This window comes from Colwellia sp. 6M3 (genome assembly GCF_014077595.1).
In the GTDB taxonomy this organism is placed as follows: domain Bacteria; phylum Pseudomonadota; class Gammaproteobacteria; order Enterobacterales; family Alteromonadaceae; genus Cognaticolwellia.
Genome location: NZ_JACGWF010000023.1, coordinates 44,243 through 52,803 on the forward strand (window position 1 = coordinate 44,243; position 8,561 = coordinate 52,803).

The 8,561-nt window shown below is 37.0% G+C and carries 10 protein-coding genes; all 10 read left to right on the forward strand.

The features are described from left to right. The first annotated feature begins 43 nt into the window (after positions 1-43). Entirely contained in the window at positions 44-592 is a 549-nt protein-coding gene (locus H4J50_RS07280) for a thioredoxin family protein (protein WP_182255376.1), read from the forward strand. Further along, complete coding sequence (locus H4J50_RS07285; RefSeq protein WP_182255378.1) at positions 570-1,346, forward strand: gluconate 2-dehydrogenase subunit 3 family protein; 777 nt, start codon at positions 570-572, stop codon at positions 1,344-1,346. The genes H4J50_RS07280 and H4J50_RS07285 overlap by 23 nt, the downstream gene beginning before the upstream one ends. Then, entirely contained in the window at positions 1,343-3,067 is a 1,725-nt protein-coding gene (locus tag H4J50_RS07290) for a GMC family oxidoreductase (RefSeq protein WP_182255380.1), read from the forward strand. Before H4J50_RS07285 ends, H4J50_RS07290 begins: the two co-directional genes overlap by 4 nt. 122 nt (positions 3,068-3,189) lie before the next feature. After that, complete coding sequence (locus tag H4J50_RS07295) at positions 3,190-4,053, forward strand: YicC/YloC family endoribonuclease (RefSeq protein WP_182255382.1); 864 nt, start codon at positions 3,190-3,192, stop codon at positions 4,051-4,053. A gap of 159 nt (positions 4,054-4,212) precedes the next feature. Then, positions 4,213-5,430 (forward strand): site-specific integrase, encoded by a 1,218-nt coding sequence (locus H4J50_RS07300; RefSeq protein ID WP_182255384.1) that lies wholly within the window; start codon positions 4,213-4,215, stop codon positions 5,428-5,430. Positions 5,431-5,448: 18 nt separating this feature from the next. Continuing rightward, positions 5,449-6,579 carry a DUF6387 family protein gene (locus tag H4J50_RS07305; RefSeq protein ID WP_182255386.1) on the forward strand — a complete coding sequence of 377 codons (1,131 nt, stop codon included), beginning with the start codon at positions 5,449-5,451 and terminating at the stop codon, positions 6,577-6,579. Positions 6,580-6,722: 143 nt separating this feature from the next. After that, the gene (locus H4J50_RS07310) at positions 6,723-6,956 is read left to right on the forward strand and encodes an AlpA family phage regulatory protein (protein WP_182255387.1); all 234 of its coding nucleotides are present in this window, start codon (positions 6,723-6,725) and stop codon (positions 6,954-6,956) included. Positions 6,957-6,966: 10 nt separating this feature from the next. Continuing rightward, complete coding sequence (locus H4J50_RS07315; protein WP_182255389.1) at positions 6,967-7,197, forward strand: AlpA family transcriptional regulator; 231 nt, start codon at positions 6,967-6,969, stop codon at positions 7,195-7,197. Between the two features lie 247 nt (positions 7,198-7,444). Then, entirely contained in the window at positions 7,445-7,954 is a 510-nt protein-coding gene (locus tag H4J50_RS07320; protein ID WP_182255391.1) for an inovirus-type Gp2 protein, read from the forward strand. Positions 7,955-8,032: 78 nt separating this feature from the next. Then, positions 8,033-8,254: a hypothetical protein gene (locus H4J50_RS07325; RefSeq protein WP_182255393.1), complete on the forward strand. Its 222-nt coding sequence runs from the start codon at positions 8,033-8,035 to the stop codon at positions 8,252-8,254. The last annotated feature ends 307 nt before the right edge of the window (positions 8,255-8,561 follow it).

Below are 8,561 nucleotides of genomic sequence, written 5' to 3' on the forward strand. Positions count from 1 at the left end.
TGTTGTTAGCTGCCTTTGCCCGTTAACGAAATTGAGAGTAATTATGAAATTTCAGCTGTTTTTTGTATTGATTTTATCTAGTGTATTGTTTACTAACTTATCAAGTGCGCAAGAGTCTGCGCGTATAGTTTCTATTGAATTAGAAAATGAATTACCTCTTTTTAGTAAGGTGTATGACGATAAACGCGACCCATTTAAAGATGCACAAGCGGCCATTACCTTAGCGCAGCAAACTAATCGAAATGTATTAATCGAAATCGGCGGTAACTGGTGTACTTGGTGTCATAAAATGGATGCCTTTTTAGAAAAGCATCCGAAAATTTACCAAGCTTTACATAATAATTATGTATTACTTAAAGTGAGTGTGAGCGACAGTAACGAAAACGAAGCCTTCATGAAGTCGTTACCGCCCGTGCAAGGCTATCCTCATATGTATGTTTCAACCAGCACAGGGCAAATGTTACTATCAAAAGATACCGCAGAGTTGCTTGATAAATTGGAATATTCTGAAACATACTGGCTGAGTTTTTTAGCAAAGTGGCAGGTAAAAAATAATAAGGAAAATGTACATGACACCAATAAAAACAGCTAAAAATATAGTCCGAAAAAAAGTGGCTAGCAAAACCATATCGCAAGTAACGTCATTTTTTGATGAAGGTTTTAGAACGCCAACATGGCTACAAAAAAAAGTGTCACGACGCAGTGCATTAAAGTCTGCTGCAGGCGCAACTATGGTGGCTGCTATGCCATTAAAAGCTTGGTCTGCTTTAGCCAACGAGCAATTAGCAAAAGTTTTACAAACTGATCCTTGGTTAACCCTTGATGCCGTGCTCGCGCATTTGTTGCCAGACTCACCAACCGGGCCAAGTGCAAATGAAATTCAAGTAACGCAATATTTATATAATGTTGTGCATCAACAACCCACAGATAATGCCGAAATAGAATTTATCTACAAAGGCGTTGGTTGGCTAAATGGTTTTAGTCAAAGCCAATTACAGAAAAACTTTGTAGCGTTGACACTGGCAGAAAAAGAAAAAACATTGCGAGCAATAAGTAACTCACGAGCGGGTGAAAATTGGCTAAGTAATTTAGTGAGTTATATTTTTGAAGCGATGCTTTCACCGCCAAGTTACGGTGGTAACCCGAACGGTATAGGCTGGCAATGGTTAGATCACCAAGCAGGTTTTCCGCTACCACCTGCAGGTAAGCGATATTACGAGTTACCGGGTCAACAGCCTATTGTTAATAACAAGGCGGACCTGGTTGCTAAAACAAGTAAATCAAGCACACAAGTGGTGAGTCACCAGCAATATATTCGCTCGCAAATAGGAACTAAAAAAGCATGAAATATGATATTTGTATCGTAGGCAGTGGCGCCGGCGCATCACCCGTGGCTTATACCTTAGCCAATGCAGGCGCAAAAGTTTTAGTGCTAGAAAAAGGTGCTTGGTTAACCGAAAAAGAATTCTACAAAGATGAATTAGCCATTAGCTTGCGTGATGTTTACAACCCCAAACTTGAAGATGAACAGCATGTCATTGAAGAAGAATATGAAAATGACGCTGGCGAAAGTTACTGGCAAGGTGAAGCAACCAGTGAGTCGGGTTGGAGCTTTTGGAATGGTACCGTAGTTGGCGGTTCATCAAACTTTATGAGTGGCTATTTTCATCGTTTAAAACCGATAGATTTCCATTTAAAAACAGCATTTGGCGCAATTGAAGGGGCTAATGTTGAAGATTGGCCGTTGAGTTATGATGAACTAGAGCCTTATTATGCACTAGTAGAAAAAGTTGTTGGCGTATCAGGCCGAGTGACAAAACATCCACATCAAGAACCTCGCTCCACTGACTTTCCTTATCCTCCTGTTGCTGAACATGCAATTTCTTCGTGGATAGATGAGGGTGCAAAAAACATTGGCTATCATGCTGTACCTGTACCACGAGCAATACTTTCGCAACCTGCAATGGGCAGAAATAGCTGTGAGTATTCAGGTTATTGCAGTAGCTACGGTTGTTCGTCAGGCGCAAAAGGCAGTGGTAGGGCGGCATTATTAAATCATGCGGTTGCTACGGGTAATTGCACCATTACACCACATGCAAAAGTTTATAAAATTGCTACCGATAGCAAAGGTGAAATATCTGGCGTGCATTATTATGACAAAGCAGGGCGGGAAAAAGTGGTTCAAGCCAAATATTACGTGGTGGCTTGCCAAGCGGTAGAAACCTCTCGCTTATTACTGGCATCAAAAGGTGAAAAGTTCCCTAATGGTCTAGCAAATAATTCTGGGAATGTAGGAAAAAATTTAATCTTTAGCGGTGGTGGTACTGGCCGAGGTGATTTTTTCTATAAAGACTTAACGGCAGAAAAAAAGGCACAACTAACGCAAGTAGGACCCTTTATAAACCGCGCCTTACAAGATTGGTATCAAATTGACGATAAAGCCTTTAATGGTATTAATCGCAACGGCAAAGCCAAAGGTGGCACGATCGATTTCTTGTTTTATCAAAATCCAATATCACGTGCGCAAAGCACAAAATGGCAATACGACGAAAACCAAGGTAGCGAACAGTTAATTTGGGGCGAAGAACTAAAGCAAAGCATGAAAGCTGAATTTACAACTTATAAAACACTGCGTTTTGAAGTGTTTAACGATTGGCTACCCAACGACAATTGTTTTGTTGATTTAGATGAAGACGTTACCGACAAGTGGGGCGACCAAGTGGCTAAAATACGTATTGGCGCGCATAACCATGATTTAGATGTAGGTGAATACTTAGCTGAAAAAGCGGAAAAACTGCTAAGCGAAATGGGCGCAACAAACATTTCATCATCGATTAGCAGTGCACCCGCATCCAACTTAATGGCAGGTGGTTGTCGTTTTGGACATGATCCTAAAACCTCAGTGTTGAATAAAAATTGCGAAACCCATGAAGTTGAAAACCTATTTGTTACCGATGCTTCATTTATGCCAACAGGTGGCAGTGTGCCGTACACGTTTACTATATATGCCAACTCATTTCGTGTGGCTGATCATATTAAATCGCGTTGGCAAAAAGCCAATGCTTAAGGCAGTAAACAGCAAGGTTATTAAGGCATAATCTTGCTTACTTATCCCTATTAAACTAGATACCAAGTATCAGCTAGGGCATAATTCACCTCAATGTTAACTTTAACTCTTTAGGCAATTCTATGATCCATAGTATGACAGCATTCTCTCGTCATGAAATTAAAGGCGACTGGGGCAATGCAGTTTGGGAAATTCGCAGTGTGAATCAACGTTTCCTTGAAACTTACTTTCGCTTACCTGAACAATTCAGAAGCATAGAGCCAGTTTTACGTGAAAGATTTCGTAAACAACTAAACCGCGGAAAAGTAGAGTGTAATTTACGATTTAACGCTAATCCGGGTGAAAAAAGCAATTTATCAATGAATACAGCGCTTGCTGAAAATTTGTTAAAACATGCCAATTGGATCAATGAGCAAACATTGAATAGCCAAATTAACCCGCTTGAAATCATGCGCTGGCCTGGCGTAATGGAAGCCGAAGAGTCAGACATGAATGCCATTCAAGCTGAAATTCTTGCCGGTTTTGATCAAGCACTAGAAGACTTTATTGTTGCCCGAGCAGATGAAGGTACCAACATGAAAGTGCTTATCGAACAACGCTTAGACGGCATTGTCGAGCAAGCCGAAATTGTTAAAGGCCATATGCCAGAAATCATTGCATGGCAACGCAAACGCATTACCGACAAATTTGCAGATGCTAACATCGAACTAGAATCTTCACGCGTAGAGCAAGAGCTAGTATTACTCGCGCAAAAAATGGATGTTGATGAAGAAATTGACCGTCTATTTAGCCACGTAAAAGAAACCCGCAGCATCTTGAAAAAGGGCGGCGCACAAGGCCGACGTTTAGACTTTATGATGCAAGAGTTTAATCGCGAAGCGAATACTTTAGGCTCTAAATCTATTAATGCTGACATCACTAATTCAGCGGTAGAGTTAAAGGTATTGATTGAGCAAATGCGCGAGCAGATCCAGAATATTGAATAACGTATTGATATATTCGCTCACGTACTGACAAGTACATAAAGCCTCGTTTATCGGGGCTTTTTTGTTTCTAGTTGTTTTCATTTGTTTGTGTAAGTTGTATTATTGTCGGTGGGCAAAGTGGTGAGCAAATAAATTCGTAAAAACCTATATGGTGGGCAAATGTCAAAATCAATAACAGCTAAACAAATTCAAAGCTTTATAAAAGGTGAACCAAAGCGCCATCCCATTGGCGATGGTTTATATTTAGTGGTGAGAAATTCAGCGACACCTTATTGGATGCTTCGTTATACGGCTTATGGAAAGAGAAAAGAAATCACTTTAGGGAAGTATCCTGATTTATCACTCGCTGATGCTAAAGCCGATGTTGCCATTAAAAAACGTGAAATAAATTTAGGTACTGATCCACTTATAACTCGACAACGAATTAAAGAGCAATCGATTAAGTTGGTGGATGATTTATTTGAAGATTGGTTTGAGAACGACATAGCGAAACGACTTAAGCATCCAAACATACCAAAACGAGTTTATACAAAGGATGTAAAACCATTTATTGGTAATATTCCTATTGATCAAGTAAAACCCCTTAAAATCCGTGAAATTATTCAGAGCATATCTGATGCCAGGCCAACGATTGCTAATGATACTTTAATGTATCTCAAACAATTATTTCGCCATGGAATTAAATTAGGATTAATCGATCATAATCCCGCCAGCGCTTTTACTGTTACAGATGCTGGCGGAGTTGAAAAAAGCAGAGATAGATGCTTAACAATAGATGAAATTAAACATGTATTTCAGATGTTTAAACAAAATATAGGAAAGTTTAATCGTGATAATTATTTAGCCTGTGCATTACTTATTACTTTAGGCGTACGAAAAAGTGAGCTTTGCTGTGCTAAATGGGATGAATTTGAAATAGATAAAGCCCTATGGCATTTGCCCGAAGGTAGAAGTAAGACAGGCGCGCCGATAACAATTCCACTGCCACGCCAAATCATTGAGTGGCTAAACGAGTTAAAAATAAGATCATGTGGTTCTGATTATGTATTCCCTGCGCGTCGAGTCTCTAAAAAGCCACATATGGGCGACGATACACTAAATAGAGCTATTTCATCAATGTTTGGTCATGAAGCTGGGCGTAAAATACAACCCACTAATTTAATGGGCGACATCAAGCCATTTTCTCCACATGATTTACGACGCACATTTAAGAGTTTAGCATCTTCTCAAAAGGTGGATGGTCACGTTTCAGAACGATGCCTAAATCATAAATTAAAAGGCGTTGAAGGGATCTATGATCGTTATGATTATTTAGATGAAAGGCTAGAAGCGCATACAAAAATAGCCGATTACCTTGAGCCAATAATAAACTCTTAATATATTAATAGTGAACTTATGAGAACCATAAAGAAAAAAGATTTAGAAATATTAGAGCAACTCGATTGGTTTAAATTAAAAAACTATGATTGTTTACTCGATTTAACACTTCAGCAATTGCTAGATCAGTTATTATTTCGAATACAGTTTTATTCAACCATAGAAGAAGATCCCGAAGATACTTTTCATATATTTCCAAATACTGATGAATGGCAGGGGATTATCTCAGGCAAGCCCATAGTAAGGGTTACCTCTAAATCGGAACTTAAGAAAGATAACTGTAAATGTCTTACTGAACTTCCTGGTATTTCAGCACTTACTGATTGTGAATTACGACATTATGCCACTGTAACTGAATTGACTGATGAAGAGCCTGAATACATTGTTAAAGCATCGTCTGTTTTTGGTAAAGGGTTCACAGAAAACTTATGTGATGAATGCTTTCAATTGTTTGCGGAAGAGGTTGAATCAGAATTTTATCAAGAAAATGATAGCTACATTAATTTCAAGTCACTTTGTCAGTGTTGCCAAAGCTACGTAGAACAACATAAACTTAAACAGTCATATGACCTTCCTTCTATGCCTAACAAGTGTAAAGCCTGTAATCCTTATACGGCAGTATTCCATGGTTCTGATGTTACACGCGACGACCTTTTACTAAGATTAAATTTAGAGGGTTACACTGATACAGAACTAATTAGCATGTTTTCTGATGTACTAAAAGAATCTAGAAAAGTTTTTAACATTAAGGAGCCTAGTAGAGTTAACTCTGGAAAAGCCGAGTTATATTTTAAAAATATTATTAGGCAAAAAATAATCCCTTATTTAGATTTAAGAATATGGACCATTTATAAACATGTTAAAGATAATGACCCACTACGTGAAATGTATGAGAGTGGTTTATATGTACCTGAGAGCTTTCAGTTTGAACATTCTATTAACATTATTAAAAAGCTTTCTTTCCCTGTATTTAATAAAATATTATTTAACGGCAGCCAAAGTGAATACTATTTTTTAAATCAATTACATAAAAAATATTTCACTGAATACTTAAATTACCAAAACATTAATATCTCCCAAATATATTTACGTAGCAATCCTGACTTTAGAGATCAAAAAGTAAAAAATATTATCGGATTATATAAGTAATAATATGTATTGGTACACTCTCATTACTAAAAAATGCATCATCAAAACATTGCTAAATCGAATTTGGATTTGGCAATGTTTACACCCGCATATCATCTCTACTATTCACTTAACTAACTCAAACCAACCTAAGTGGATACAGCATGAACAAACCAAACCCAGCAATACTGTTACGTGAAACTATCGGTTTAGCACCTATCTATGATCGAATAGTCAAAGAAGCTGAGCGAGAAAAAATCACCGCGATAAGTCGCTCTCAGTGTTTCCAGCTCGAAAGAAAAAATCAATTTCCAAAACGCGTTAGGCTATCTTCTCATTCTGTCGGCTGGCGCTTGAGTGAACTCCTTAAATTTGTCGAATCACTTCATACTGTTTAAGGAGTTATTCATGCTTTTCACATCAAATAAATCCAAAGAACACAATTGCAATGTTGTTTCTGAAAGACAACCAGTAGACCGTATCATTCGAATTGATGAAATGATAAGGCTGCTCAATGTCAGCCGAGTAACGCTTTACCGTTGGTCAAGAAATGGAACTTTTATTAAGCCGATTATTTATAACAACCGGACTATCGGCTGGGCTCAAAGGGATTACGAAGATTGGCTAAATAGAGTTTAATCGCATCAATGTTTAAAAGGTAACATGCTTACCTTTTTTTATATCCTCAGATGAAACAACATGAAATAAGATGAAGCAATAATGTCGATTTTACACCTTATAAATTTAATTAAAAATCAGCTAAGTCCTACTATAAATAAGTGGCGTTGGTATTTATCAATGAACTTTGACGCAGGTTATTACTAATATTATGGCTTGTTTTTTTCGCACAGAGCCCTTTATCTATGAAGAGAATATTTGGCAAGTGATGTCATTTAAAGAAGGGAGAAATAAAAAAATAATGGTCAAAATATTTGATCAACTATTTCAAATGTTAAGACGGTACTCAAAGGTATTTGCCATACGCTTTGATTTACGCTTCTGCCTTGAAACTTATAACAACAAAATGATTAGTAAATTTAGAGATAGGCTCAACCGGAGGTTAAGTAAAAAATACAAATGTGATATTGGCTATGTGTGGGTTAGAGAGCAAACAGAATCAGCAGAGACTTCACATTATCATTATGTGCTCTTTTTAAATGGGCATAAAACTTGGAAATCATTTGGCTTTGGAAAAATTATAGATTCTGTCTGTGATTCATTGAACCACTTCAGCCCTTATTATCCAAAGAACAATGGTTACATGATTAAACGCGACGATAGCAAATCAATGCAAAGGGTGATTTATCGTCTGAGTTATTTAGCTAAAAATGAATCTAAAGGAAATCGTCCACGTGGAGTAAGTGATTATGGAACGAGTAGGTTAAAAGATTTATAGAGTCAATAGATTAACTGCTTAACAGCTCCTTAATAATTCAAACAACTAACACTTAAATACAATTATAGGAAAACAAAAATGCCACGAATTAAAAAGCAATACACTGTCACCTTATCGGATGAAACCGAGGCCTTACTAGAGAAGCTAGGAAAACGGATGGTTGAACCATGGGAGAGATATTTAAATCGCTCAATTACAATCGAAGCTATTGCTTTATTAGCTAGTCAATTAAGTACTAGAGAGCTGCAAATTTTTACATATAAGCACGGAATTAAAGGTAGAGAGAAAATTTCACTTTAGTCCTTTAGCGACAGTAGCCAATAGGTTATTTACTTTTTAATAAAACTGCGAATTTATAGCTATAAAGTCACTGTTTTCGCAGTTTAATAAAGTGCGAATTCGCACTTTTAAGTAATGCTCTTCTAGAGTGACTTTATTTAATCCTTATTAATCAATAGGTTGATTTTATTTTTTATTCAGTAAACAGCACCTATTAAAAAATAATAAGTTTGAACAAGGCTAAAAATACCAATGTAATTACATATAAAATTTGCGATTTAAATCAAAAAATACACAATCAAGAAATAATCAAAGAAGTAACAATAAT